The sequence below is a fragment of the Leucobacter sp. gxy201 genome, assembly GCF_051043335.1.
GTDB lineage: Bacteria > Actinomycetota > Actinomycetes > Actinomycetales > Microbacteriaceae > Leucobacter.
The window spans coordinates 50,782-75,985 of sequence record NZ_JAMXWS010000005.1 but is presented as its reverse complement, the minus strand read 5'-3'; the positions used below and the strand labels follow the sequence as shown (position 1 = coordinate 75,985).

The 25,204-nt window shown below is 69.0% G+C and carries 20 protein-coding genes and 1 pseudogene; 7 read left to right on the top strand and 14 right to left on the bottom strand.

All coding sequences use genetic code 11. The features are described 5' to 3' along the window. Positions 1-2: 2 nt before the first annotated feature. The 4 genes and pseudogenes from NHL51_RS09630 to NHL51_RS09615 all read right to left on the bottom strand — a co-directional run. The gene (locus NHL51_RS09630; protein ID WP_434143290.1) at positions 3-2,084 is read right to left on the bottom strand and encodes a helix-turn-helix transcriptional regulator; all 2,082 of its coding nucleotides are present in this window, start codon (positions 2,082-2,084) and stop codon (positions 3-5) included. A gap of 10 nt (positions 2,085-2,094) precedes the next feature. Further along, entirely contained in the window at positions 2,095-3,015 is a 921-nt protein-coding gene (locus NHL51_RS09625; protein ID WP_434143288.1) for a peptidylprolyl isomerase, read from the bottom strand. A 102-nt stretch (positions 3,016-3,117) separates the two neighbouring features. Then, positions 3,118-4,281, bottom strand: coding sequence for a tRNA (adenine-N1)-methyltransferase (locus NHL51_RS09620; protein WP_434143617.1), 1,164 nt, complete (start codon positions 4,279-4,281; stop codon positions 3,118-3,120). Between the two features lie 21 nt (positions 4,282-4,302). Then, positions 4,303-4,860 (bottom strand): annotated as a pseudogene (locus tag NHL51_RS09615) (HAD family hydrolase); the annotation flags it as partial. Positions 4,861-4,963: 103 nt separating this feature from the next. On the opposite strand from NHL51_RS09615, the gene NHL51_RS09610 reads away from it, so the two are divergent. Next, on the top strand, positions 4,964-5,935 hold the full coding sequence (locus tag NHL51_RS09610; RefSeq protein ID WP_434143287.1) for a PAC2 family protein: 972 nt from the start codon (positions 4,964-4,966) through the stop codon (positions 5,933-5,935). 489 nt (positions 5,936-6,424) lie between these two features. Here the strand turns inward: NHL51_RS09610 and mshC are convergent, their stop codons facing one another. The 3 genes from mshC to NHL51_RS09595 form a co-directional block, all read right to left on the bottom strand. Beyond that, complete coding sequence (gene mshC / locus NHL51_RS09605; RefSeq protein ID WP_434143285.1) at positions 6,425-7,696, bottom strand: cysteine--1-D-myo-inosityl 2-amino-2-deoxy-alpha-D-glucopyranoside ligase; 1,272 nt, start codon at positions 7,694-7,696, stop codon at positions 6,425-6,427. After that, positions 7,693-8,571 carry an undecaprenyl-diphosphate phosphatase gene (locus NHL51_RS09600; RefSeq protein WP_434143284.1) on the bottom strand — a complete coding sequence of 293 codons (879 nt, stop codon included), beginning with the start codon at positions 8,569-8,571 and terminating at the stop codon, positions 7,693-7,695. The genes mshC and NHL51_RS09600 overlap by 4 nt, the downstream gene beginning before the upstream one ends. A gap of 112 nt (positions 8,572-8,683) precedes the next feature. Further along, the gene (locus tag NHL51_RS09595) at positions 8,684-9,997 is read right to left on the bottom strand and encodes a M20/M25/M40 family metallo-hydrolase (protein WP_434143282.1); all 1,314 of its coding nucleotides are present in this window, start codon (positions 9,995-9,997) and stop codon (positions 8,684-8,686) included. Positions 9,998-10,102: 105 nt separating this feature from the next. On the opposite strand from NHL51_RS09595, the gene NHL51_RS09590 reads away from it, so the two are divergent. The 4 genes from NHL51_RS09590 to NHL51_RS09575 all read left to right on the top strand — a co-directional run bounded on the left by NHL51_RS09590 (position 10,103) and on the right by NHL51_RS09575 (position 14,162). Beyond that, positions 10,103-11,053, top strand: coding sequence for an EamA family transporter (locus tag NHL51_RS09590; protein WP_434143280.1), 951 nt, complete (start codon positions 10,103-10,105; stop codon positions 11,051-11,053). Between the two features lie 39 nt (positions 11,054-11,092). Next, a complete protein-coding gene (locus tag NHL51_RS09585) occupies positions 11,093-11,791 on the top strand; it encodes an MgtC/SapB family protein (protein WP_434143278.1) in 699 nt (232 codons plus the stop codon). 54 nt (positions 11,792-11,845) lie between these two features. Then, the gene (rbsD, locus tag NHL51_RS09580) at positions 11,846-12,229 is read left to right on the top strand and encodes a D-ribose pyranase (protein ID WP_434143277.1); all 384 of its coding nucleotides are present in this window, start codon (positions 11,846-11,848) and stop codon (positions 12,227-12,229) included. Positions 12,230-12,371: 142 nt separating this feature from the next. Next, entirely contained in the window at positions 12,372-14,162 is a 1,791-nt protein-coding gene (locus NHL51_RS09575) for an ABC-F family ATP-binding cassette domain-containing protein (RefSeq protein ID WP_434143275.1), read from the top strand. A gap of 55 nt (positions 14,163-14,217) precedes the next feature. Here NHL51_RS09575 and NHL51_RS09570 read toward each other — a convergent pair whose 3' ends face one another. The 6 genes from NHL51_RS09570 to NHL51_RS09545 all read right to left on the bottom strand — a co-directional run bounded on the left by NHL51_RS09570 (position 14,218) and on the right by NHL51_RS09545 (position 20,648). Continuing rightward, positions 14,218-15,690 carry an aldehyde dehydrogenase family protein gene (locus tag NHL51_RS09570; RefSeq protein WP_434143273.1) on the bottom strand — a complete coding sequence of 491 codons (1,473 nt, stop codon included), beginning with the start codon at positions 15,688-15,690 and terminating at the stop codon, positions 14,218-14,220. An 11-nt stretch (positions 15,691-15,701) separates the two neighbouring features. Next, positions 15,702-16,859 (bottom strand): NAD(P)/FAD-dependent oxidoreductase, encoded by a 1,158-nt coding sequence (locus NHL51_RS09565; RefSeq protein WP_434143271.1) that lies wholly within the window; start codon positions 16,857-16,859, stop codon positions 15,702-15,704. Next, on the bottom strand, positions 16,856-17,068 hold the full coding sequence (locus NHL51_RS09560) for a ferredoxin (RefSeq protein WP_434143270.1): 213 nt from the start codon (positions 17,066-17,068) through the stop codon (positions 16,856-16,858). The genes NHL51_RS09565 and NHL51_RS09560 overlap by 4 nt, the downstream gene beginning before the upstream one ends. 5 nt (positions 17,069-17,073) lie before the next feature. Next, complete coding sequence (locus NHL51_RS09555) at positions 17,074-18,255, bottom strand: cytochrome P450 (protein WP_434143268.1); 1,182 nt, start codon at positions 18,253-18,255, stop codon at positions 17,074-17,076. 92 nt (positions 18,256-18,347) lie between these two features. Further along, the gene (locus NHL51_RS09550; protein ID WP_434143266.1) at positions 18,348-19,736 is read right to left on the bottom strand and encodes a glutamine synthetase family protein; all 1,389 of its coding nucleotides are present in this window, start codon (positions 19,734-19,736) and stop codon (positions 18,348-18,350) included. A gap of 144 nt (positions 19,737-19,880) precedes the next feature. Then, on the bottom strand, positions 19,881-20,648 hold the full coding sequence (locus tag NHL51_RS09545; RefSeq protein WP_434143262.1) for a type 1 glutamine amidotransferase: 768 nt from the start codon (positions 20,646-20,648) through the stop codon (positions 19,881-19,883). A gap of 264 nt (positions 20,649-20,912) precedes the next feature. Between NHL51_RS09545 and NHL51_RS09540 the strand changes: the two genes are divergently transcribed. Further along, positions 20,913-22,547: a diflavin oxidoreductase gene (locus NHL51_RS09540; protein ID WP_434143260.1), complete on the top strand. Its 1,635-nt coding sequence runs from the start codon at positions 20,913-20,915 to the stop codon at positions 22,545-22,547. Positions 22,548-22,636: 89 nt separating this feature from the next. After that, a complete protein-coding gene (locus NHL51_RS09535; RefSeq protein WP_434143258.1) occupies positions 22,637-24,373 on the top strand; it encodes a helix-turn-helix domain-containing protein in 1,737 nt (578 codons plus the stop codon). Here NHL51_RS09535 and NHL51_RS09530 read toward each other — a convergent pair. Further along, positions 24,370-25,089 carry a gamma-glutamyl-gamma-aminobutyrate hydrolase family protein gene (locus NHL51_RS09530; RefSeq protein WP_434143256.1) on the bottom strand — a complete coding sequence of 240 codons (720 nt, stop codon included), beginning with the start codon at positions 25,087-25,089 and terminating at the stop codon, positions 24,370-24,372. The genes NHL51_RS09535 and NHL51_RS09530 overlap by 4 nt on opposite strands. Positions 25,090-25,204: the final 115 nt, after the last annotated feature.

Sequence of the window (25,204 nt, the reverse complement as noted above, 5' to 3'; positions counted from 1 at the left end):
TGTCACGCATCGTAGGCTGCGAGGGCCCGCGCGGCCCATTCGGCGACGGCGGTGCGAGCCCGCGCAGGCGAGAGGATGACGACCTCGCCGGGCGCCTCCTGCACCAGACGCACGGCCGAACCCGAGTTCCAGGCGTCGATGCGCACCCGGGCCCGGTCGGCGACGCTGTCGAGCACCTCCGGAGCGAACCCCGCGAAGCGCTGAAGCAGGCGCTCCGGCACGAGCGCGACGAGATCGAAGGTTTCGGCGGCCGGGTCGTCGTGCACGACGTCCGCTTCGCCATGCGCGACCGGCCCGGCGGGCGGCCGCACGGCGCGGATGCCGCGCATGCGATCGACGCGGAAGGTGCGCTCGGCGCCGCGATCGGCGCAGTGCCCGCGCAGGTACCAGATGCCCGACTCTTGGCGCAGTGCGATCGGGTCGACGAGGCGCGTGCTCTCCGCTCCCGAAGCGTCGCGGTAGCCGAAGCGGAGGGCCGTGGGAGCCTCATCGGGGGCACCCTCGGGGGCGTCTGCGCGTGCGTCGAGCGCGGCGACGATGATCGGCAGCGCCGGGTCGGCTGCATCGTCCGAGAGCGAGAACGACGCCGGGGGCATCTCGCCGCCCATCGCCGCGCCGAGCTTGCGCGCCGCGGCGTGCGCGGCCTCGGCGTCTGCCGCCGGCAGCAGGGCGGCGAGCGACTGCAGACCGGCGATGAGCGCCGCGGCCTCGACGGGCGCGAACCGCGGCGTCTCGTCGACCGCCACCGTGCGCACGAGGCTCGCGATGCCAAGGTCGAGGGCGCTCCAGTCGATGTCGAAGAGATCCTCGTGCTGGTACGACGCGGTCTCCCCCGGCACCCCGGCGGTGCCGAGGAACGGGATGATCTCGCGTTCGAGACGCCGAGCGCTGACATCGAAGACCTCGGCGAGCTCGGCGATGGGCGTGGGCCCGTGATCGAGCAGGTAGGGCACGATCGACAGCAGCAGCGTGAGGGCGTCTCCCGCCGGCAGCGGCGCGGGCCGGACGGGCCGATGCTCGGCGGCCGCGGGCGGGGCCGGGTCGTTCGCGCGCTCCGGGGCCGCGGGCTCCCCCGTGTGCGCCGTCAGCGTGCGCTGCAGCCGGCCGACCACGAGCTCGCGCAGCTCGGCGGGCCCGCTCACCACGGCTTCGCCGCCGTACCCCGACAGCTCGTCGGCGAGCACGTGCAGATCGAGCGCCGGCACGACGAGTGCCGGCGCACCGGATTCGGCGACCGCGTCGGCGCTCGCGCGGGGCGCGAGGCGCGCCTCGGCGACCGACCCGGATGCGACCTCGACGATCGCGCGCTGGTGCACCGCCTGCTCGAGCAGGCCCGCGACGAGCCGATCGGCTTCGCCGCGCAGCGCCTCGTCGAACACGGTCCGCGTCATCTCGACCTCCGAGCGGATGCGTTCGAGCAGGAAGACGCGGCCGTCGTCCCGCTCGAGATCCCACGAGATGAGATGCCAGCGCCCATCGGCGCGATGCAGGCGCAGCGGTGCGACGCGCCGGCGGGCCGGGGCGTCGCGGCCCGGCAGCGCGTACGAGAACTCGACGACCCTCCCGGCGTCGATCGCGGCCTGCAGCGGGGCGCCCGCCGGCTCGGGCACGCCGAAGCTCGGGGCGATGCCGAGCTGGCGCACGTCGAGCCCGGCCCCGAGCGCTTCGAGCTTCATCGTCGCCCGACGGGCCTCGGCCGTCATGCTGCCCTCGCGCCAGGCGACCGCCGCGAGGCGCAGCAGCATCAGTTCGCGCTCGGTGAAGCGCAGGTCGGCGGGGAACTCGAGCTGATCCTTCGCGATGCGGTAGCGGGTCAACTGGTTGTTACCGGCCTCGAGCGGCGAATCGATCGTCTCGATGCGGATGCCGAGCGAGCGCAGCAGCTCCTTGTCGCGTTCGAACTGCCGGTCGAGCGACGGGTTGCTCTCGCCGAAGCGGAACTTGTCGGCGTACCCGTACACGGACGACAGCAGGTCGTGCTTCGTCAGCCCCTCGGTGCTCGCGACGAGTGCGAGCACCACGCTGAAGAGGCGCTGCTCGGGCGGTACCGCCCGAGCGCGCCGCGGCACCGGACTCTCGCTCATACCGGTCGGCTCAGGAGACGCCGAGGATGTCCACGACGACGACGCGCGCCTCGGCGCCGTCGTTCTCGATCACGACGATCTGCGAACCGATGCGCTTGCCGGTGAGGGCTTCGCGGAACGTGTTGCCGGTCGCCGGGATCTGGTCGGTGCTCTGCAGAGCGGTCGGCCCCGAGGTCCAGGTGTTGTTGAGCTCGGTGCCGTCCCAGCCGACCTCGAGCACCTGGGCGATGACGTTCTGGTCTGCGGTCACCTCGGGGCCCGTGCCCTCGATGCGCACCGCCGAGGTCGTACCCCGGGGCGCGGCGTTCGGGGGCAGCACGACGCCCGGGCGGCCCTCGTCGTTCGTGACGACCGAGGGGAAGCCCGCGGGGAGCGCGCGGTCCTTGCCCTGCGCCGAGAGCTCGGAGACGGAGACGACATCGAGCACGCCAACCATCGATTCGCCCGGGGTGCCGCCGATCTGACCGACGAGCTGCATCGCGTCGTTGGGTGCCAGGCCGAGCACGACGCGATCGCCGGGGGCCGCGCAGCGCACTGCTTCGGAGAGCGGGTTCGCCTGGTCGGCCGAGACGAGCAGGAACTCGTGCGGGCCGCCCTGGAAGCCTGCGCCCTCGTAGAGCGATTCGCCCGTCGAGGCGTCGAAGAAGGCCATGTCGATGCCGACGAGCGTACCCTCGTCGGCGCGCTCACCGCCGGCTTCGGCATCGCTCGCATCGATGGTGCGCTGCGTCGTCGAGATCGTCAGCCCCTTCGGCACCTTCACGCTCGGCTGCTCGCCGAACGCGCCGGTGACCTCGGCGCCGTCGCTCAGCACGCCGGGCTGCAGTACGGCCTCGCAATCGTCCGCCGTGTTCTGCGAGGTGCTGCAGGCGGTCAGACCGCCGACGAGCAGGGCGGCGACGGCGGTGGCCGATGCGATGCGACGGAGCATGGAGAACCTCTCGGAAGAGCCGGTGGCGGCGTGGGCGAACCCGACCATCCTATCGAAAGCAGGCTGGGCACGAACCGGATCGTTCGGGGCGGCCGCGCACGATCACGGAGCGGTCGTGCCGCCGGTCTCGCGCGCGTCGGCGATGCGGCGGGCCTCCCGGCCCTTCTTGCGCAGGATCTTGTCGCTCTTCGCGCGCTCGCCGACCGCTTCGGGCACCCACACCTCGTTCGAGTCGGCTCCGCCGAGATCGGGCAGCCAGCTCGCCATGTCGGCGTCGCTGAAGTCGCTCTTCGACGCGCGGCGCTTCAGCTCGGGCAGCACGGCGCCCGGGGCGAGCCGGCGCGCGGTGATGAGGAAGCCGGTGTGCGCGACCATGCGGTGGTCGGGGCGCACGGCGAGCCCTTCAACGTGCCAGCCGCGCACCATCGTCTCGGACGACTGCGGGTGCGTGAACAGCCCGCTGCGCCGCAGCTCCTCGGCCGTGCGCGAGAGCTGCGTCGCGGTCGCGACGTAGCAGATCAGCACCCCGCCGGGCTTCAGCGCCTCGGCGGCGACGTCCACGCACTCCCACGGCGCGAGCATGTCGAGCACGACGCGGTCGATGGTACCTGCGGGGCATGCCGCCGGCAGCGCATCCTGCAGGTCGCCGACCGCGACCGTCCAGTTCTCAGGGGCGCGACCGGCGTACGCCTCGGCGTTGGCCCGGGCGATCTCGGCGAACTCCTCGCGCCGCTCGAACGAGAACAGCTCGCCCTCGGGGCCGAGCGCCCGCAGCAGGTGCAGCGACAGCGCACCCGAGCCCACGCCCGCCTCGACCACCCGGGCGCCCGGGAAGATGTCGGCGAGCGACACGATCTGCGCCGCATCCTTCGGGTAGACGATCGCCGCGCCGCGGGGCATCGACATCACGAAGTCGGAGAGCAGCGGGCGCAGCACCAGGTACTCCTCGCCGCCGCTGTTCGCGACGACCGACCCGTCGGGCAGCCCGACGAGGTCGGCGTGGGCGATGACGCCATGGTGGCTGTGGAACTCTCCGTCGACGACCAGCGAGATCGTGTTGATGCGGCCCTTGGGGCCGGTCAGCTGCACGCGGTCGCCGTAGCCGAACGGGCCGCTGAGGGCGGGCCCCGATGCGGCAGAGGGATCGGCGACGACCGCGGAGCCCTCGGCGCGGTGCGCCCGGAAGCGTGCGGCGAGCTCGGCCGCGCCGACGCCCGAGAGCGTCGGCCACAGCTCGTGCGACGGCGCGGCCGAGAGGTCGACGATGTTCGGGATGCCGAAGGTCACGGCTCCCGATGCCTTCGCCGCGGTCAGCCCGTTCGGGGAGTCCTCGAGCGCGACGCAGTCCTCGATCGCGACGCCTGCGAGCGCGGCGCCGCGCAGGTACGGCTCGGGGTGCGGCTTCTCGAACTCGACGTCGTCGCTCGAGACGATGCCCGAGAAGAGCCCCTCGGGCAGCATGCCGACGACCGCTTCGGCGTTGCGGCGCGCCGCCGCGGTCACCATGATCGACGGGATGCCCGCCGCCTGCAGCTCGTGCAGCAGCTCGACCGCCCCCGGCCGCCAGTCGGCGCCGCGCACCGCGAGGCCCTCGACGACGCCGGTCACCCAGGCGTCGACGATCTCGTCGACCTCGAGCGGCACGCCGAGACCCTGGAACCGCTTCGCCGAATTGCGGAGTCCGCCGCCGATCAGCCACGACTTGATCTCATCGGTCATCTCGATGCCGTACCGGTTGAGGAGGCCGGTCTCGGCCTCGATCCACAGCGGTTCCGTATCGATCAGCGTGCCGTCCATGTCCCAAAGCACGGCCGCGGGCGCCTGCGTATTCGAGAAAGTGCTCATCCGGTCCATCCTAGCGCGCGCCCCGGCGGCAGCCGATAGTCTGGAGCGAACCCGGCGGCACCGCCCCGCCGTGCGCACCGACCATCCGAAGGAGTCCCGCCCCGTGACCGAGACCGACGCCCCGATCGGCCGCCCCCGCGTGCTCATCATGGCCTTCCAGGGCTGGAGCGACGCCGGAGACGCGACGACCGAGGTGCTGCAGCACCTCGGCGATCTGATGGGCGGCGAGGTGCTGCACGCGATCGGTTCGGAGGGCTACGTCGACTTCCAGGTGCATCGTCCGAAGATCTCGATCGACGAGCACGGCGACCGCCGTCTCGATTGGCCCGACACACGTCTCATCGGCACCGGTCGCGAGGGGCGCGATCCCGACGATGCCATCGACGGGCCCGCCGAGACGGTCCGACGCATCGACGGCTCGCCCGTCACCGACCTGTTCCTGCTCGCCGGCGTCGAACCCTCGCGCGACTGGCAGAATTTCGCCGACGACGTCGTCGAGATGCTCGAGAGCTGGGACATCGACGTCGTCATCATTCTCGGCTCGATGTTCTCGGACGCCCCGCATTCCCGCCCGATCGTGACGACCCTCACCTCCGAGAGCGCCCGTCTGCGCGCCGACACCGGCGCCGAGCGCAGCAGCTACGAAGGGGCCGTCGGCATCTCGACGGTCATCGACCTCGCGCTCGTCGCCTCGGGCTTCGAGACCGTCTCGCTCTGGGCGCAGGTGCCCCACTACGTGCACAGCTCGCCGTCGCCCAAAGCGACGCTGGCGCTGCTCGACAAGCTCGAGGAGCTGCTCGACATCGTGATCCCCCGCGGCGACCTGCTCGTGCAGGCGAACGAGTGGGAATCGAACATCAATCGCATCGCTGCGGGCGACGAGGACATGTCGCGCTACATCCGCAGCCTCGAGGATTCGCGCGACGAGGCCCTCGCCGCAGAGACCACCGGCGACGCGCTCGCGGCCGAGTTCGAGAAGTTCTTGGAGGGCGGACGCGACGGCGAGCCGAAGCCCGGCCGTACCGGCACCGACTCTTCCGACGGCGACGCGGACGACGACGGATCCGCGGAGTAGGCGCTCCGCCGGCCCCGGCCCGCCCGAATTTCGGCTCTCACCCGAATTTCGGATGAGAATCGACGTTTCGATCCGAAGTTCGGGTGAGAGCCGAAGTTCGGGTGAAGCACGGCGCGCTGCGTTCTCTCCCGAGAGTTCCGCGGCAGAGGCCGCGGCGTCAAACTCGAGAAAACGCGCTGCGTTTTCTCCCTAGAGTTCCGCGGCAGAGGCCGCGGCGTCAAACTCGAGAAAACGCGCTGCGTTTTCTCCCGAGAGTTCCGCGGCAGAGGCCGCGGCGTCAAACTCGAGAAAACGCGCTGCGTTTTCTCCCTAGAGTTCCGCGGCAGTGGCCGCGGCGTCAAACTCGAGAAAACGCGCTGCGTTTTCTCCCGAGAGTTCCGCGGCAGTGGCCGCGGCGTCAAACTCGAGAAAACGCGCTGCGTTTTCTCCCGAGAGTTCCGCGGCAGTGGCCGCGGCGTCAAACTCGAGAAAACGCGCTGCGTTTTCTCCCTAGAGTTTGACGCCCAGCAGCGCGTCGACGGCGTCGGCGAGCAACTCGGCATCGTCGACGCCCCGGTCGAAGGCGGCGTCGAGCGTCGCGAGCATCACCGGGGTGTCGAGGTCGTTCGCGATCGCGGCGCGCAGCTGCTGCAGCACGGCGACGCTCGATGCGGGGTCGCCGCTGCGTCGCCCGAGCCCCTCGCGCCAGGCCTCCAGCCTGCGCTCGGCGACGCCGAGGTCCTCATCGTGCCACTCCCACTCAGAGCGGTAGTGGTGGGCGAGCAGCCCGAGACGGATCGCCGACGGGTCCGCGGCGCGATCCCGCTGCCCGGCGTGCGAGCCCTCGAGCAGGCGCGAGACGAACACCAAGTTGCCGCGCGACTTCGACATCTTGTGCCCCTGGTACGAGATGAGGCCGGCGTGGCAGTACGCATGGGCGAGCGGCGTGCCCGACAGCGCGGTGGCGTGCGCCGCCGTGAACTCGTGGTGCGGGAAGACCAGGTCGGAACCGCCCCCCTGCACCGTGAAGGCGTCGCCGAGCGTGCCGGCCGCGATGACCGAGCACTCCACGTGCCATCCGGGCCTGCCGGGGCCGACCGTTGAGTCCCAGCTCGGTTCGCCGGCGCGCGCCGCGCGCCAAAGGAGCGGATCGAGCGGATCGCGCTTGCCGGGCCGATCGGGGTCGCCGCCGCGCTCCGCGCTCAGCTGCAGCATCGTCTCGCGATCCATCGACGAGGCGACGTCGCCGAGGCGCCACTGCGACTCGCGGCTCGCGGTCACGGTGTCGAAGTAGATGTCGTCGCCCGCGGAATCGTCGGTGGGCACCGAGTAGCCGTAGCCGCGCTCGACCAGACCGTGCACCGCAGCCGCGATCTCGTCGATGCGCTCGGTCACCGCGACGTAGTGCTCGGGCGGGATCATGCCGAGGCGGTGCATGTCGGAACGGAAGAGGCCGATCTGGTCATCGGCGAGCTCGCGCCAGTCGACGCCGGTCGCGTTCGCGCGCTCGAGCAGCGGGTCGTCGACGTCGGTGATGTTCTGCGAGTAGACCGTCTCGATGCCGGCGTCGCGCCAGGCGCGCTGCATGATGTCGAACGTCAGGTAGGTGAAGGCGTGCCCGAGATGCGTCGAGTCGTACGGGGTGATGCCGCAGACGTAGAGTCGCGCCTTGCCCTCGGAGATGCCCGGGTGCTCGATGCGCCCCGTCGCCGTGTTGTAGAAGCGGGGCAGCACGCCCTCGCCGGGCAGCTCGGGAATGTCGGGCGGGGTCCAGGTTCTCACAGTGCGGCTCCGATCGCGGCGTTCGCGGCGCCGCCGGCGATTGCTCCGCCGGTCGGGGTGAGCACCCCGGTGACGAGCAGGATGATGATGGCGATACCGAGCAGCACCCGGTAGACGACGAAGGGCATGAAGCTGCGCTTCGAGATGTAGCTCATGAAGAACTTGATGATGAAGATCGCGACGACGAACGCGATGACGGTCGCGACGACGGTCATCGACATGGGGGCGCCGCCGCTCGGCTCCCTGAGCACCTTGTACAGCTGGTAGAGGCCCGAACCGAAGACCGCGGGGATGGCGAGCAGGAACGAGTAGCGGGCCGCGGCTTCGCGCTTGTAGCCCATGAGCAGGCCGGCGGTGATGGTGCCGCCCGAGCGGGAGACGCCCGGGATGAGCGCGAGCGCCTGGGCGAGGCCGTAGATGAGGCCGTGCTTCCAGGTGAGGCCCTCGATCGGGAGCTGCTTCTTGCCGACCCAGTCCGCGAGGCCGAGCAGCAGACCGAAGACGATGAGCGTGGTCGCGACGAACCACAGCGAGCGCAGGGTGGTCTCGATCTGATCCTGGAAGAGCAGCCCCAGAATGACGATCGGCAGCGTGCCGAGGATGATCCACCAGCCCATGAGCGCGTCGGGGTCCTTGCGCGGCACGCTTCCCGCCAGGGATCGCGCCCAGCGCCCGATGATGCGCACGATATCGCGCCAGAAGAATACGACGACGGCGGCCTCGGTGCCGAGCTGCGTGATCGCGGTGAAGGCCGCCCCGGCGTCGCCGATGCCGAGCAGCTCGCTCGCGACGCGCAGGTGCGCGCTCGACGAGACCGGCAGGAACTCGGTCAGCCCCTGGACGATGCCCAGGATGATCGCCTCGAGAAAATTCATCGCTTCGTGTGTTCCTTTCCGGGCGCGGCAGTCGCGCCGGCCCGGTCGCACGCGCAGGCGCGCGGGTGCGGGTTCGGTGCGGGCCGCCGTCCAGACTAACCCAGGTGACGGCTCAGTAGCTGCGCAGCAGGTCGACGAGTACGCGATGACCGAAGTCGAGCGCGTCGAGCGGCACGCGCTCGTCGACCCCGTGGAACATGCCGGGGAAGTCGAGATCGGCGGGCAGCCTGAGCGGCGCGAAGCCGTAGCCCGCGATGCCGAGGCGCGACAGCGACTTGTTGTCGGTGCCGCCCGAGAGCAGGTACGGCAGCACCCGCGCTTCGGGGTCTTCGCGCTTCAGGCTCGCCACCATGGCGTCGACGAGCTCGCCCGAGAACGGGGTCTCGAGGCCGACGTCGGAGTGCACGCTCTCGATCTCGATGTCGTCGCCGACGATCGCGCGAATCTCGTCGAGCACGCCGGCCTGGTCGACCGGCAGGGATCGCACGTCGACGAGCGCCTCGGCGGTGTCGGGGATGACGTTGTGCTTGTACCCGGCCTGCAGCACCGTCGGATTGCTCGTCGTGCGCAGGCTCGCCTGGATGAAGCCGCCGCCTGCGCCGAGGCGTACGACGAGCTCCTCCGGGTCGCGCTCCCCCGGCGTTTCGCCGAGGATGCGGGCGATCTCGTCGACGAGTTCGCGCGTCGTGTCGCAGAGCCTGAGCGGCCATTCGTGCCGCCCGAGCGCCGCGATCGCCTCGGCGAGCCGCGTGACGGCGTTGTCCCGCCACACGCGCGAGCCGTGCGCGGCCGTGCCTCGGGCGCGCAGCCTGATCCAGTCGAGCGACTTCTCGCCGGTCTGGATGAGGTAGGCGCGGGTGCCGTCGATGTCGATCGAGTAGCCGCCCACCTCGCTGATCGCGGTCTTCGCCCCTGCGAACAGCTCGGGGTGGTGGTCGACCATGTAGCGGGCGCCGTATTCGCCGCCGTTCTCCTCATCGGCGAAGAAGGCGAGGATCACATCGCGTCGCGGCCTCTCCCCCGCGCGCTGCAGCTCGGCGATCGCCGTGAGGATCATGGCGTCCATGTTCTTCATGTCGACGGCGCCGCGGCCCCACAGCATGCCGTCCTTCACGACGCCCGCGAACGGGTCGACGCTCCAGTTCGCGGGGTCGGCCGGCACGACGTCGAGGTGCCCGTGCAGCACGAGGGCCGGCAGTTCGGGCTCGGCCCCGACGACCCGGGCGACGAGGCTCGCGCGCCCCGGAGCCGATTCGAAGATCTGCGGTGCGAGGCCGAGGCCGCGCAGGTATTCGGCGACGTACTCGGCCGCCGGCCGCTCGGGATTCGCGTCGCCGCCGCCCCGGTTCGTGGTGTCGATGCGGATCAGGTCCCGCGCGATCTTCGCTGTCTCGGAGAGCTCGTTCGTGATGGTCTCGTTCGGCATGCTCCCAGCGTAGCCGAGCGCGATCGGGCCGGGTCGGGAGCGCGTGCGAATGCTGCGCCGTATGACGCGCTACGCTCGCATCGGGAACTACAGATAGGGGCGAACGTGGCCACGTCGAACAGCACGGGCGGATTCCCGCTCGCGGGCTTCCTGCTCGCCATCGCTTCTGCAGCGACGTTCGCGCTCTCCGGCATCTTCGCGAGCGCCCTCATGGCGGCGGGATGGTCGGCCGGCGCGACGACGACGACGCGCCTCGTGCTGGCCGCGCTCGTGCTGCTCGTCCCGACCGTGGTCTCGATGCGCGGCCGCTGGTCCTTACTGCGGCACGGCTGGAAATCGGTGCTGCTCTTCGGTCTGCTCGCGGTCGCGATCTGCCAGCTCGCCTTCTTCATGTCCGTGCAGCTGATCGCGCCGAGCCTCGCGCTGCTCATCGAGTTCATGGGCCCCGTGCTCCTGGTGCTGTGGGTCTGGCTGCGCACCCGGATGGCGCCGTCGGCGCTGACCCTCGTCGGAGCCGTGCTCGCGGTCGGCGGGCTGCTCGCGATCTCGGGCATCGGCGGCGGGGGCGCCGCGCTCCATCCGCTCGGCATCGTGTTCGGTCTCGTCGCCGCGATCGGCAACGCGGCCTACTACGCTGCCGGCGCTCAGGCCTCGCACGGCATCCCGCCGATCCCGTTCGTCGGCCTCGGTCTGGGCCTCGGCGCGGTCGTGCTCGTCTGCGTCTCGCTCACCGGCATCCTGCCGTTCGAGGTGGCCGACGCCCCGGTCGTGATCGCGGGCGCCGAGGTCTCCCCCGTCGTCGCCGTCGCGGGGCTCGTCGTGATCTCGACCGCCACTCCCTACGTGCTCGGCGTCGCGGCCTCCCGCCGCCTCGGCGCGACGCTGTCGAGCTTCACCGGGTACTCCGAGGCCCTCTTCGGCATCTTCTGGACGATCGTGCTGCTCGCCATCCTGCCGACGGGCATGCAGTGGATCGGGGCTGCTCTCATCATCAGCGGCGTCGTCGTCGTGCGTCTCGGCGAGCTCGCGAAGGGCCGCGACCGGGGACGCGCATAGCCCTGTTCCGATCGGACCGGGGCTCGCTATCCTGGGGCCATGCCGTGGTGGACTCCGACTTCCGGCCTGCAGCTCGGGCTGCTGGCCGCGTCGTTCGTGCTCTGCGGCCTCATCGGCCTCGAACGCCAGTTCCGCCAAAAGGCCGCCGGGTTCCGCACCCATGTGCTCGTCGGCACCGGTTCGGCCACGTTCACCCTGGTGTCTGCGTACGGGTTCGAACCGCTGCTCGGCCATGCGACCGGCGGCGATCCCTCGCGCATCGCGGCGCAGGTGGTCTCGGGCATCGGCTTCCTCGGCGCCGGCGTCATCTTCACGCGGCGCGACGTGGTGCGCGGCCTCACGACCGCGGCCACGGTCTGGGTTGCGGCGGCGGTCGGCATGGCGTGCGGCGCTGGAATGGTGATGCTCGCCGTCGGACTCACCGCCGCGCACATGTTCGCCCTCATCATTGTCGGCCCCCTGGTGGCGAAGCTGCCGAACCGCGATTCGAACCGCGTGCTGCACCTCGTCTATCTCGACGGCAGCGGCACGCTCCGGCAGGTGCTCACCGATGCGGCGGAGGTCGGCTTCTCGGCCTACATCCTCCGCTCGGAGAAGCACGAGCACACCGGCATCGTCGAACTCGACGTGCGGTTCAAGGGCAAGCCCCCGCTCGAAGTGCTGATCCCGAAGCTCCACGAAGTGCCGGGCATCCGCTCCGTGCAGGTGCGGCACGACGACGCCGACGACGACGAGTGACGAGCCCCGGGCAGCCGGCCACGAACACCCGATGGACGGAAGCAGGCAGATGCGATGAAACGATCCGGAATCCTCGGCCGCGACCTCCTGTATGCGATCGGGTCGCTCGGGCACACCGATACCTTCGCGGTCGCCGACTGCGGGCTGCCCATCCCGCCGGGCGTGCGCGTGATCGATCTCGCGGTGGTCGCCGGTGTGCCGGGGTTCCTCGACGTGCTCGACGCCCTCACCGCCGAGGTCGTGACCGAGCACGCCATCGCCGCGGTCGAAGCCGACGACCATGCGGCGGGACCAGCGCTGCGCGAGCGCTTCCCCGGGCTCGAACAGGTGTCGCACGAGCAGTTGAAGCGGCTCACCGCCGACTGCCGGTTCATCGTGCGCACCGGTGAGGCCCGCCCCTATGCGAACGTGATCCTGCGGTCGGGCGTCCCATTCTGAGCGGCGCTTCTCGTTCCTCCGCGTACGGAGGCGCCGCGTCTTCTGCTACGCTGTTGCGCATGATCTCCTGACCATCGACACGCACCTGCGTCCGAGGCCCTTTCGCGCGCCCGGCAGGTCACTCGACGATCTCAAGGGTTTCATGTTCCATTCAGCATCTGCATTCGACGCACGCACGCACCTGCGGGTCGATGGCGTCTCGCACTCCTACGCCGGGCGGCGCGTACTGACCGACATCTCGTTCACCGTCTCGGCGGGCGAGCGGGTCGGCCTCATCGGCGAGAACGGTTCGGGCAAGTCGACGCTGCTGCGCGCGATCGCGGGGCTGCTCGACGATCGCGTCGGCACAGTCTCGGTCGAATCGCCCGGCGGCGCGGCGACCACGATCGGCCTGCTGCATCAGGAGCCGCCGTTCGCGCTCGAGGATTCGATCGACGAGGCGCTCGAGGGGTCGGTGGCGCCCGTGCGGCACGCGGCGGCCGCGGTCGGCGAGCTCGGCGGCGCAATGGCCGAGCACCCCGACGACCCGGAGATCGAGCATGCGTTCGCCCGCGCCCTCGACGACGCCGAACGCCTCGGGGCGTGGGAGGTCGACGCGCGCATCGCCGCGACCGTGAACGGTCTCGGCCTCGGAGCCTTCGATCGATCGCGGGCGGCGGGGTCCCTCTCGGGCGGGCAGCGCGCGCGTCTCGGTCTCGCCTGCCTGCTGCTCAGCTCCCCCGATGTGCTGCTGCTCGACGAGCCGACGAACCACCTCGACGATGCCGCGACCGCGTTCCTCGTGGGCGCACTCGCGGCCTGGCGGGGGCCGGTGCTCATCGCGAGCCACGACCGCGCCTTCCTCGATGAGACCGCGACCTCGCTCATCGACCTCGACCCCTCGCCCATTCCGCACGCGGTCTCGGGCCCGCTCGTGCAAGACGGCAGCGGCACAGGGATCGGCGCCGCCCGCTTCACCGGCGGCTTCAGCGACTATCTCGCCGATCGGCAGGACGCCCGGGCGCGCTGGGAGCGGCAGTACCGCGACGAGCAGGCCGCGATCGCGAAGATGCGCGCCTCGGTCTCGGGGCAGCAGACCGTCGGGCATACTGACTGGAAGCCCCGCACGGAGAGCCGCATCGCCCAGAAGTTCTACGGCGACCGCAACGCGAAGGTCGTCTCGCGCCGGGTGAACGATGCGCGCGGCCGCCTCGAGCAGCTCGAGGCGGAGCAGATCCGCAAGCCTCCGGTCGAGCTCGAGTTCCGCGGTCTCACGGTCGCGGGCGCACCGCGCGCCGGCGCATCGGGCGCCGGCGCATCGGGCGCCGGCGGAGACGGCACCGGTTCAGGTGCGCTGGAGCCCGTGCTCGTGGCGACGAACGTCTCTTCCGCCGAGCGCCTCGTGCCGCATTCACTCAGCATCAGCCGCGGCGAGCGCTGGCTCATCACCGGGCCGAACGGTGCGGGCAAGTCGACGCTGCTCGGCATACTCGCGGGCCGGCTCTCCCCGGATACCGGGCAGGTGACGCGTTCGAGCGGCGACCGGGTCGAGCTGCTGTCGCAGGAGATCGAGCTCGCCGACCCGCGGGGGCGCGGCGACGGCCGCACCGTGCTGCAGGCGTACACCGACCTCGTCGGCGAGCGGACGGGCGATACCGGTCTTGCGGAGCGTGTGCCGCTCACCGCGTTCGGGCTCATCGCGGGCCGCGACCTGAACCGGCCGGTATCGACGCTCAGCGTCGGGCAGCAGCGCCGGCTCGCGCTCGCCGTGCTGCTCGCCGACCCGCCCGAGATCCTGCTGCTCGACGAACCGACCAACCACTTCTCGCTGAGCCTGATCGACGCCCTCGAGACGGCGCTCGAGCGCTACCCCGGCACGGTGGTGGTCGCGTCGCACGACCGCTGGCTGCGCCGCCGCTGGTCGGGCGAGCGCTTCGAGGTCTCGCCCGAGTAGCCCGCCGGGTCGCTGAAGCCCCTCGGCGAGCCACTCGAAGACGGCGGCGTGCCGGTCAGAGCGCGAAGCCGCCCCGGTCGACGCCCACCACGCGGTCCCCCAGGAAGAAGCGGACGCCGTACTGCGGCCCGTGCCCGCCGATACCGCTCGTTCCCCAGAAAGTCTGCTGCGACCCGTCGGCGAGGTCGGACATGAACGTCCCGTTGATGCGCACCTCGCCCGCACGGATGCGGGAGGCGAGGTCGAGTGCCGCATCGATGTCGCCGCTGAAGACGTAGGCGTCGAGCCCGCCGGTCGGCGCATTCGCGTGACGCAGCGCTTCGAGTTCGTCGGTGTACGCGTGCATCGTGAGCAGCGGCCCGAAGAGTTCGGTCGTCGCGTCTTCCGCGGCCGTGCCGACGACGACGCCGGGGTTCAGGAACCATCCGCCCAGATCCGGCAGGTCATCGCGCCCGAGCAGCGAGCCGCCGAGGCCTTCGAGCCGCGCGACCTCGTGCTGCAGCGCGTCGCGATGGCGCTCGAATGCGAGGGGCCCGAGTTGCGTCGATTCATCGAGTCCGTCGCCCATGCGGAGCGCGGCGAACTCCGTCTGAATCGCGGATGCCAGGTCGTCGTGCAGCGAGTCGTGCACGAGGATCTTGCCGGGCGCCTCGCACCATTGGCCGTTGACCCGAGTCGTGCCCTGTACGAGCGATGCGGCGGCGGCGGCCACATCCGCGTCGTGCCGGACGATGACTGGGTTGTTCGATCCGAGCTCCATCTGCGCCACAGCAAGGGCGGAGGCCGCGCTCATTGCCACCGACCTGCCGGTGTCGACGCCTCCGGTGAACACCAGCGCTCCGATCCTCGGGTCCCCGGTCAGCAGGGTACCGATCGACGAGCCGCCCTGGAGGAGCTGGAAGTACCCCTTCGGAAGCCCCCGTTCCTCGATCAGACCGATCAGCATCTCCGCCATCAGCTGCACCCCGCTCGGGGTGTTCTCAGACGGTTTCAGCAGCACCGGGCAGCCCGCGAGTAGCGCAGCGGCGACTTTGCCCGACGATGTGAACGAGGGCACATTCCACGGGGCGACGATGACCGCCGGGCCGATCGGTTCGCGCAGCAACCGTACGGGGTAGTCGGGAGTGCCCAGTTCGACGGATTCGCCGAGTTCGATCGCCTCGCGCACCACCGACCGCACGCGGTCGCCGAGCGACGAGGCGATGATCTTCGCCGTTGCGATCGGGCAGCCGGTGTTGATCGAATCCTGATACGCGACTTCCTCCTGACGGCGATCGAGCGCATCGGCGAATGCTTCCATCAGCTCGACGCGCGCGTCGAGCTGAATCTCGCGGCTTCGGCCGCCCTCCGAAAAACGATGCGCTGCGGCGAGCGCACGCTCGATGTCCGCAGGTGCGGTGGTGAGCTTCTGCTGGCGCACTTCGCCGGTGTTCGGGTCGCAGAGGGGTCGGCCGCTGTCTTCGAGCGCGATCCATTCGCCATCGATGTACGAGCGCTGGAGAATGATCGGTGGGATGGTTCTGGTCATGGGTCCGTGTCCTAACGTGCCATGCGGAGCATGGCGATCTGGGGCTGTGCGTTGACGCCGATCCAGCCTTCGCTGCCGTCGTCGCCGCTGACGCGGTAGAGGATGGCTCCGCGGCCGGGGTTCTCGAATTCGACTTCGATCGCCCCGTCGCGTCTCAGCGTGCCGAGCACCTGTATCTTGCGACCGGCGACGTCCGTCCAGAAGTAGGGCATCTCGGGTGCACTCGGTTCGCGGCCGATGAGCGTCTCGGCGAGGTGCGTGCCGTGCTCGGCGGCAGCGGTCCAGCTCTCCGTTCGGATGCGTTCGCCGGATACCGTCTGCCGGGTGATGACATCGCCGATGCCGAAGACGGTCTCGTGCACCGCTTTCCCGGTCATCACGCGCCCCCGTTCGTCGCACACGAGCTGCCCGTCGGTGAGGAGGCCGCTGTCGGAGAGCCAGGAGGTGATCGGCCGCGCACCGACCGCGCTGATGAGCGCATCGAAGGCGAGCACGCTGCCGTCGCCGAGGATCATGGTCCAGTCGCCCGGACCGCCGGTGATCTGTTCGATATCGGCCCCCCATCGGCAATCGATGCCGATCGCCTGGAGCCAGGACGCGACGTCGGCGCCGAGGTGGCCGACGAGCAGCCGTTCGAGCGGCCGGTCGGCCTTGTCGAGAAGCACGACCTCTGCGCCGTTGCCGACGAGCGAGGTCGCGAGTTCCGATCCGATCGCGCCGGCGCCGATGATGCCGACGCGGTCGCCGTCGCCTGCAGCTCGGCGTATGCGTTCGACGTCGCCGAGCGTGCGCAGGCGAAGCACTCCCTCCGGTTCGATGGGCAGACTGACCGGCGATGCTCCGGTAGCGATGACGAGGCGACCGTAGCGCACCCGCCTGGTCTCGCCGCTCTCTTCCAACCGCAGTTCGACGGTCGATGCCAGGGGATCGACGCCCGTCGCTTCGGCTGCGATCACCGGAGCGATCCCCTGCCACTCGACGGCGATCTCCGTATCCTCGGGGCTGGTGAGGAAGCGTTTGGAGAGCGGCGGTCGCTCGTACGGCATGCTCGGGTCCCGGTCGACGACGAGCAGCTCGCCGCTGTAACCGAGTTCGCGCAGGCGGTTGCCGAACGCTTCGGCCGCGACCGAGGCGCCGATGACGACGATGTCGTACTCGTCGGCGATCATGGTGCGCCTTCGACGTCTCGGAGCATGATGGCTCGTTCCGGGCAGTTCTTGATAGCCTTGCGCACGTTCTCCTCGTCGACCGAGCCCTCGCGGCCGGGCAGTACGTAGCTGTAGCCTTCGTCGTCGATGCCGAAGGTCTCGGGGGCGAGCGCCCAGCAGCGGGCATGACCCTGGCAGCGGTTCAGATCGATGTACAGTTCCTTCGCCATGATGATCACTCCGTCCCGATGCGAGCGGCGAGGGGGCCGACTCCGTGCCAGACCTGGTCGCCGACGGTCTCGAACGAGGGCACCTTCGCCAGGAACTCCTGCAGACCGATGATGAGCTCCTTGCGTGCGAGATTCGACCCGAGGCAGCGGTGCACTCCGCCGCCGAATGCGAGGTGCCGGTTGTCCTCGCGATCGATCTTGATCGTGTTCGGGTCTTCGAAGATCTCGGGGTCGCGGTTGCCCGCGCCGAACACGAGCACCACCCGTTCGCCTGCTTTGATCTCGTGCCCCTGCACGGCGGTGTCGCGCGTGCACTTGCGCGCCATCGCCTGCACCGGTGACATGGTGCGCAGGAACTCTTCGACCGCGATCGGCACCTGGTCGGGGTTCTCGCGGAGCTGCTGCTGGGCCTTCGGATTCTGGCCCAGGTACCAGAGGGAGGCTCGCAGCGCCCATGCGGTGGTGTCGAGGCCGGCGACGAAGAGGAGATAGGCGTACGAGATCATCTCCTCCTGAGTGAGCGCGCGTCCGTCGATCTTCGAATGGATGATCTTGTCCATGAGGTCGGTGTATTCGCCGCCGTCGGCCTGGCGGGTTTCGATCATGTTGCGGAAGTACCCGATGACCTCGTCGCTCGCGGCGCGGGCGACCTCGGGATGCTCGGTGCGTTCGTAGAGGATGTCGTCCACCCACTTGTCGAACTTCGGCCAGTCAGCCTCGGGGTACCCGCAGAGACGGCTGAAGATGATCGTCGGCATGGGGCGGGCGAACCCCTTCGAGAGGTCCGCGATACCGTCGTTCGCTGCCGCTTCCGCGAGCACCTCTTCTGCGAGTGCTCGCGCGGTCTCGACCATACCGGGCTCGAGCTTCGCGATGTTCATCGGGGTGAACAGCGGCAGCAAGATCTTGCGATACGCCGTGTGCTCGGGCGGATCGACGTCGATCGGCACCATCGGGAAGTCGATGCCGAGGTCGGGCAGCAGCATCGTGGGGCGTACCGAGAAGGTCTCCGGATCCTGCTCGGCGGCGAAGATGTCTTCGCTCTTGGCGAGGAAGGTGAACCCGCCGTACTTCTTGCTGCGCCCCACGGGGCACTCGTTCATCATGACCTCGTAGTCGTCAAAGATGGTGTCGAGGTGGTCGCCGTGGTAGCTGAATTCGTTGAGGTCTTCGGTGGTCTTGGCCATGATCGGGTCCTTTCTTCGGTGCCGGACCGCAGCCTTCGGGCTTCGCGAGGGCGTCGGGGTCCGGCGGTTCAAGAGGGGTGTGGAACGGTCGCCTACATGCGTTCGAGGTAGCGTTCGATGTCCCACTGCGTGACGGCGATGCGCGACTGGTGCGCCTCCCAGCGCCGCATCTGCGAGTAGTGCTCCACGAAGTCGGCGCCGAAGTACTTCTTCGCCATCTCGCTCCGCGAGAACTGGTCGACGGCCTTGTCGAGCGTGTTCGGCAGGCGCATCGATTCATCGGCGTCGAGATCGTAGGCATTGCCGACGACCGGCGCTCCCGGGTCGAGCTTCCGTTCGATGCCCTCGAGGCCGCTCGCGATCGTGGCCGCGAGCACGAGGTACGGGTTCGCGTCTGCGCCGGCGATGCGATTCTCGACGCGAGCCGACGGCCCGGAGGACGGGATCGAGCGCACCGCGACCGTGCGGTTGTCGACTCCCCACGACGTATTCGAGCCGGCGAACTGCCCGCCCTCGACGCGCTTGTAGGCGTTCGGCGTCGGCAGGTACAGCGCGGTCATCTCGTGCGAGTACTCGAGCACGCCTGCCATGAAGTGCATACCGATCTCGCTGAGCGCTCGGCCGTCCTCCGGGTTCGAGAACAGGGTCGCACCGGTCTCCGGCGAGTTCATGCTCATATGCACGTGGCCGGAGTTGCCCGCGGCATCGTTCTTGATCTTCGCCATGAACGATGCGGTGTATCCGTGTTCGGCCGCGACCTCTTTCACGGTGTTCTTCAGCAGCAGAGCGCTGTCGGCCGCCGAGAGCGCCTCGCCGTAGTGGATATTCACCTCGTACTGCCCGGGGCCGTACTCGCTGTTGCTCGCTTCGATGAAGACGCCGATCTCGGCGAGGCGGTCGCGGATGTCTCCGATGAGCCAGTCGGTGCCGCTGTCGCGGCAGATGCTGTAGGCGTACACGCCGTCGTTGATCGGCACGAGGTCGCGATAGCCGCCTCGGGCGAGCTCTCGGGGTGTGCCCTCGAAGAGGTAGAACTCGAACTCGTAGGCGCAGAGCGTGCGCAGGCCGGCCGCTTCGGCGCGCTGCACGACCCGTCGCAGGATCTCGCGGGGAGCGAGCGGCATCGGGTCGCCTTCGAGCGTGAAGGCATCGCAGATCACCGCGGCGACTCCGGGCTCGCCGGGCACGACGTGCAGCGTCGACAGGTCCGGGATGAGCGCGAGATCGGGGAAGCCGGTGTGGGGACCGGTGTACTGCAATCCGGGGATCGGTTCGCCCTGGACGTCCCAGCCGAAGAGGAGGTCGCTGAAATGGCTTCCCTCCGTGGCGACGGTCTTGAGGAAGAACTCCGCCATGATGCGCTTACCGCGCCAGATGCCCTCCATATCGGGGGCACCGACTTTGACGACTCTGATCTCGTTCTCGACGAAGTAGCGCTTCAAGTCGGTCGAGGGGTCGTATCCACGAACTCCATTGTTCATTAGTGACTTACCTTTCGTACGGGCAGTGAGTGCACGGTCCACCGTATTGAAACCGTCCCCCGGCAGACTGTGCATTCTGTACATAGCCGTCCGTGGCGCGGTGCAGGCGGCACGGTGGAACCTCGTTCAGCGGGCCGCCTGCGGTCATTCGCGATCCGCTCGCCGCGAGCCGCGTGGAGCGGCCACGACTCCGAGGAAGTTCGTGACGAACCGTTCGCACGCCGGCCCCACTTCGTCCTGGAGACGCGCGAACTCGGCAACGGTGCCGTCGAACTCCGGCAGGAAGTCGGGCATCGTCGCGGACACGGCGTCGCGCCAGTTCGCGTATTCCTCGAGCCCGATCTCCGGGTGGAACTGCACGCCCCAGGTCGAACCGCTGCGGAACGCCTGATGCGGGTAACGGGCGCCCGCTGCCAGCAGCACCGCGTCGTCGGGCAGGCGGGTGATGGCATCGCCGTGCATCGCCCCGGTGAGAAAGGTCGGCGGAAGGCCGCGCATGAGAGGATCGCCCGCGGCGACTTCGGTCACGGTGATCTCTACGACACCGGTCTCGATCCCTGCAGCGCCCCGACGCACTGCGCCGCCGAGCGCCGAGGCGAGCAGCTGGCCGCCGAGGCAGATGCCGAGCGCCGGGATCCGATCGCGCCGGGCTTCGCGCAAACGCGCGCGCAGATCCTCGAGCCAGGGGAACGCTTCGGTGTCCCCGTCGCCCATGTCGCCCCCGAGCACCATCAGCCCGTCGTATCCCTGCAGCGTCTCCGGGATCGCGCCCGCGATATCGGCGAGTCGCACGTCCAGGTCGGCACCCGCAGCGCGGGCCCATCGCTCGATGCGTGCGGGCCCGCAGTCGCGGTCGGGCTGCAGCACGAGCACGCGCGGTCGCGAGTGCACCGCCCCAGTCGCTCCATCCATATGGCTCAGTCCTCCTCTGAAACTCCGTCGTGTTCGGCGATCGGCCCGAGCACCGCGCACCGGTGCCGGTTCGACGCGGATACATCAGACCAGACGGCACGGCGATCAATATGTGCATCGCGCACATACGCCGGCACGCTTCAGTGCCGTTTGCATGCGTGGAGCCGGGCCTTTTCCTCGAGAGTGGAAACGACCTCGAGCCCGGACGGGCATTCGAACCGCGATCGGCACCGTCGCCGGCCCGCAGAAACGAATTGAGTATTGATGACTTCAGTATCCGCCGCAGAATTGACGATCCTGTACGGCAGCCAGACCGGCAATGCCGAGTTCCTCGCCTACAACATCTCCCAGGACGCGGAGCGGGCCGGCATCTCGACCGAGCTCCTCACCCTCGACGACGCCCTGAGCGAGAACACGCTCTCGTGGCAGCGCCTGTTGATCGTCACATCCACCCACGACAACGGCCATATGCCCGAGAACGCCGATGCATTCTGGTCCTGGCTGCAGACCTGCGAAGCCGGCCAGTACGCCGGACTCCCCTACGCCGTGCTCGCGATCGGCGACTCGATGTACGAAGACTTCTGCAAGGCCGGTCAGGATTTCGACGGCGCCTTCCAGGCGCTGGGCGCCACCACGATCCAGGAACGCATCGAATGCGATGTCGACTTCGATATGACCGCGGCTCCCTGGGTGAAGACGTTCCTGGCGGCCGTGCCCGATGTCTCCCCGTGGGAGCCGGATGCGCAGGTGCTGGTCGATACCGAGACAGCGCAGCAATTCGCCACAGCCGCCGAGGCGTGGCGCACCGCGCGCATCTCGAGCAGCCGCAGTCTCACGGCGCCGGGCTCCCGGAAGCAGGTCGTCCATTACGATCTCGAACTCCCCGATGACTTCGAGTACCTGCCGGGCGATTCGGTCGAGATCAAGCCGCGCAACTCCGCGAAGCTCGTCGCGGAGTGGCTGACCGCGTTCCCGGGCATCGAATCAGTGCGCATCGCCGATGAACAGCTCGACCTGCGCGAGGCGTTGACCGACCGGCTCGAGCTCAGGCTCCCCCACATCGGCCTCATCAATGCGCTCGTCAGCAGGATCACCTCGTCCGAGGCCGCCGATCGTATCCGCAACCTGCTCGACTCCGGCGAGCGGTACGAGATCGACGACTGGCTGTGGAGCCGCGACGTGCTCGATATCGTCACCGAACTCGGGTTCGCCGGGACCGACCTGCAGGCCATCGTCGACGTCATGCGCCCCGTGCAGGCGCGCTCGTACTCGATCGCTTCCTGCCCTCGGGCCGCGCAGGGCAGGCTCAGCCTCACCGTCTCGACGATCTCCTACGATGCCCGGGGTCGACTGCACCTCGGAACGGGTACTCACCACCTCGACTCCGCACTGGGGCAGGAAGTCTCGGTGCGCCGGATCGTCGCCCACGATTTCCGTCTCCCGGAAGACGATGCCCCCGTCATCATGATCGGGCCCGGCGTGGGAGTCGCACCGTTCATCTCGTTCCTGCAGTCCATCGAGGGGCGCGAGCGGAAGAACGATGCCTGGCTCTTCTTCGGCGATCAGCATCGCTCGAGCGACTGGCTCTACGAGCACGAGATGATCCGCTGGCAGGAGGCCGGAGTGCTGACGCGCCTCAGCCTCGCCTTCTCCCGGGACGGCGACACGAAGCACTACGTCCAGCACGAGATCGCCGAGCAAGCGGAGGAGCTGCGGTCCTGGCTCGCGCGCGGCGCGCACATCTACATCTGCGGAGACAAGAACCGTATGGCGCACGATGTCGAGAAGGCGCTCGCCGCCGTCCTCGAGACGAGCACTTCCGAACGAGACGGCGGGAGCGGAAGCATCACCCTGGAGTCTCTGCGCGACGCGGGCCGCTATGCGAAGGACGTCTACTGAGGCGCCGCTACGATGGGGAGACCTACGGTGCTTCGCCGCCCGATAGTTCGAAGACGGTTCGATCGCTCGATGATGAGAGGATGAAGCACTTGGACGATCCTGTTGCCCCCCGCGACTCGGGAGTGCAGTTCGCGCAGCGCAGGGCCGATGTGCTCTCGGGGCTCGTGCGGATCTTCTCCCAGGAGCAGGAGCCCGCCGGGCTCGTCGAAGCCGCCGTCAACCTGGTCGCTCGAGCTACCGGCGAGATGAGCGTGTTCGTCTATTTCTGGGACCCCGACTCCGAGCGTCTCGAACTGCGCACGATGACGCACGCAGATCTCGGATACTCCGCGAGCAACATCAGCATGCGTCTGGGGGAAGGCCTGACCGGTTGGAGCGCACTGCGCCGCCAACCGATCCTCATCAACGAGGGCTACCGGGACGACCCCCGCTTCATCTCGCTCGACGGGGTCGCAGAAGACGCGTTCGAGTCGGTGCTGACGGTACCGATCTACGACGAGGAGGCGCTCTACGGCGTCTTCGCGATCTACTCCGTCGAACGGCACGCGTTCGGGCAGGCCGAGCTCGATATCGCCGAAGAGGTCGGCCTGCTGCTCGCGAGCGCCCTCAAGCGCGCTCAGACCGTGCGCGAACTCGAGCTGCAGTCCGCCACCGCCCGCTTCCTCATCGACCTCCCGCCCCTATCGGGCGTATCGTTCCCCGCCGCCGCCAGGGAATGCGCACGGCGCATTCTGACCTTGCTCGACGCCGACGCCTGCATCATCAACTACGTCGGCTGGCTCTCGATGGCGACCGAACCGATCGCCGTGGCCGAGAGGCTCGGCGATCCGGAGCGCCCCAAGGTATGGCTCAGCCATTCGAAGCATCAGGCCCGCGACGTCGAGAAGCGGTACGAGAGCAAGGGGTACGACCAGATCTCCGCCTCGCTCGGATACGGCATCTCGCACGGCGTGCTGACCTGCTTCAGATCGCGGAAGTTCACGAAGGAGGAAACCGATCGGCTGAACATGCTCGCTACGCAGGTCGGCGTACTCATCGAGAACATCGGCGTCGCGCCGAACCGGGCGGCGCAGATGATGGCGCTGCTCGCCTCCGACCGCGAGGACCAGATGCTCGAGAGCCTCAAGTACCTCGGGTGGAAAGGGAACGGATTCATCCCCGCGCTGGTCCAGGTCAAACGGCTCGGCGCCGATGTCGAAACCTTCGGGCGCATCGTGCAGGAGTCGGTGCTCTCCGAGCTGGGGCCCGAGACGCTCCTCGCGCAATCGGGAACGCTGGTCGTGCTGCTGGTGCAGGTCGACCTTTCGGCACCGGAATCGACCGCACTGACTCGGATCACCCAGTGGCTCGCACGTCTCGAGCAGACGATCGGCATGAGCGCGGATATCGGCATCGGTCAGAGCACGATCCGCACGAACAGTATTCGCAATGCGCTGATCCAGGCTCGGGCGGCACTCGCGTGGGCGAGCTTCTCCTCCACGCGCAAGGCCCCGCAGGTGATGGCCTACGATTCCATCCAGTCCGTTCGTGATCTCCCCCGCCTGGTCTACGAGCTCAGCTCAGGCGTGCAGCAGTACTGCGAGAGGCTGCGGCCATTGCTGAAATACGATCAGCAGCACGGCACGCAGCTCGTGGAGACGGTCGAGGTCTTCGCGCTGCACGGGGGTTCGATCGCCAACGCGGCCGAAGCGCTCTTCATCCACCGCAACACCCTGCGTCAGCGGCTCTCGCGCGCGTCGACGCTCATCGAATCGGATCTCGGCCAGGAGAGCCATTGGCCCGAGATCCTGCTCGCGACGAGGCTGCTGCAGCAGGATCAGATCTAGCGCTGCGCAGCCTGACGTTCGAGACGGCGCAGCAGCGGTGTCAGCTGCTCGGCCGCCGTTTCGGGATGTTCGGGATGCCACTGCACACCGGTGATCGGAGCGCTCTCGTGCACGACGGCCTCGATGATGCCGTCATGCGCACGCCCCGCCACGACGAGGCCCTCGCCGAGCGCATCGATGGCTTGATGGTGCGAGCATCGCACGGCATCAGCGACCAGGTCCTGGTCGTAGTCCCCGTCCGGAGCGAGTTCGATGGCATTCGTCGCGAACGATTGCATCCCGGGGGCCGAGAGGCGATGCCGCCCACCGGTCTTGAGATGCTGGATCAGCGTGCCGCCGAGGGCGACGTTGATCAGCTGCAGCCCCCTGCAGATGCCGAGCACCGGCTGTCCGGCACGGAGCGCGGTATGCACGGCGATGAGATGCGCAGCATCGGCGCGCAGCAGGTACTCCCCGCTTCCGTCGTACTCCCGTGTGCCTCCGTAGAATTCCGGGGCCACATCCTCGCCGCCGAGAATCACGATGGCGTCGGCATCCGCCGCGACAGCGACGGACTCGTGCAGCGGCAGATCGTTCCCTGCGACCGCTTCGCACTCCCAGCCCAACGCGGTGACCGCCGTCTTCGCCGCCGTGCCCAGCTCGAGCAGAGCGCCGTGGTACACGGGGATGTGAGGCCTCTGATCACTCAGATGCAGCAGTGCGATCTTCAATTTCACCTATTCCTTCTTCGCGTTCGTCGAATGCCGTACCGGCCGAGTCGCCCATGGCCGGCCGCGGTGAATCCGACTTCCAACCAAATGGCAAGCCCTTTATATGGGCATTTCATCCACT

Coding starts and splice junctions, on each gene's coding strand:
- NHL51_RS09555 (WP_434143268.1), bottom strand. CDS start 18,255: ATGGCCAAGACCACCGAAGACCTCAACGAATTCAGCTACCACGGCGAC.
- NHL51_RS09550 (WP_434143266.1), bottom strand. CDS start 19,736: ATGAACAATGGAGTTCGTGGATACGACCCCTCGACCGACTTGAAGCGC.
- NHL51_RS09565 (WP_434143271.1), bottom strand. CDS start 16,859: ATGATCGCCGACGAGTACGACATCGTCGTCATCGGCGCCTCGGTCGCG.
- NHL51_RS09570 (WP_434143273.1), bottom strand. CDS start 15,690: ATGACCAGAACCATCCCACCGATCATTCTCCAGCGCTCGTACATCGAT.
- NHL51_RS09540 (WP_434143260.1), top strand. CDS start 20,913: ATGACTTCAGTATCCGCCGCAGAATTGACGATCCTGTACGGCAGCCAG.
- NHL51_RS09585 (WP_434143278.1), top strand. CDS start 11,093: ATGCCGTGGTGGACTCCGACTTCCGGCCTGCAGCTCGGGCTGCTGGCC.
- NHL51_RS09630 (WP_434143290.1), bottom strand. CDS start 2,084: ATGAGCGAGAGTCCGGTGCCGCGGCGCGCTCGGGCGGTACCGCCCGAG.
- NHL51_RS09545 (WP_434143262.1), bottom strand. CDS start 20,648: ATGGATGGAGCGACTGGGGCGGTGCACTCGCGACCGCGCGTGCTCGTG.
- rbsD (WP_434143277.1), top strand. CDS start 11,846: ATGAAACGATCCGGAATCCTCGGCCGCGACCTCCTGTATGCGATCGGG.
- NHL51_RS09600 (WP_434143284.1), bottom strand. CDS start 8,571: ATGAATTTTCTCGAGGCGATCATCCTGGGCATCGTCCAGGGGCTGACC.
- NHL51_RS09575 (WP_434143275.1), top strand. CDS start 12,372: ATGTTCCATTCAGCATCTGCATTCGACGCACGCACGCACCTGCGGGTC.
- NHL51_RS09595 (WP_434143282.1), bottom strand. CDS start 9,997: ATGCCGAACGAGACCATCACGAACGAGCTCTCCGAGACAGCGAAGATC.
- NHL51_RS09560 (WP_434143270.1), bottom strand. CDS start 17,068: ATGGCGAAGGAACTGTACATCGATCTGAACCGCTGCCAGGGTCATGCC.
- NHL51_RS09625 (WP_434143288.1), bottom strand. CDS start 3,015: ATGCTCCGTCGCATCGCATCGGCCACCGCCGTCGCCGCCCTGCTCGTC.